Below are 677 nucleotides of genomic sequence, written 5' to 3' on the forward strand. Positions count from 1 at the left end.
GGATGCGCATGCTGGGCGCCGAGGTCGTCGCCGTGAAGTCCGGCAGCCGCACCCTCAAGGACGCCATCAACGAGGCGTTCCGCGACTGGGTCGCCAACGTCGACCGCACGCACTACCTCTTCGGCACCGTCGCCGGACCCCACCCCTTCCCGGCCATGGTCCGCGACTTCCACCGCGTCATCGGCGTCGAGGCCCGCCGGCAGATCCTGGAGCGGGCCGGACGCCTNNCCTCATCGGCTGCGAGCCCGCCGGACACGGCGTGGAGACCGGCGAGCACGCGGCGACCCTGACCGCGGGCGAGCCGGGCATCCTGCACGGATCGCGTTCGTACGTCCTCCAGGACGAGGAGGGCCAGATCACCGAGCCCTACTCGATCTCGGCGGGCCTCGACTACCCGGGCATCGGCCCCGAGCACGCCTACCTCAAGGACAGCGGCCGCGGCGAGTACCGCGCGGTCACCGACGACGCGGCGATGCAGGCCCTGCGCCTGCTGTCCAGGACCGAGGGCATCATCCCGGCCATCGAGTCCGCGCACGCCCTCGCGGGCGCGCTGGAGGTCGGCAAGGAGCTCGGCAAGGACGGGCTGATCGTCGTCAACCTCTCCGGACGCGGCGACAAGGACATGGACACGGCCGCGCGCTACTTCGGCCTGTACGACACGGACGCCACCGTCGACG

2 pseudogenes are annotated in these 677 nt (G+C 71.9%); both read left to right on the forward strand.

The features are described 5' to 3' along the window. Positions 1–226 (forward strand): annotated as a pseudogene (locus tag AOK22_RS43560) (tryptophan synthase subunit beta); the annotation flags it as partial. Between the two features lie 2 nt (positions 227–228). Next, positions 229–677, forward strand: a pseudogene (locus AOK22_RS38140) (pyridoxal-phosphate dependent enzyme); the annotation flags it as partial.

This window comes from Streptomyces silaceus, assembly GCF_001419745.1.
GTDB classification, from domain to species: domain Bacteria; phylum Actinomycetota; class Actinomycetes; order Streptomycetales; family Streptomycetaceae; genus Streptomyces; species Streptomyces silaceus.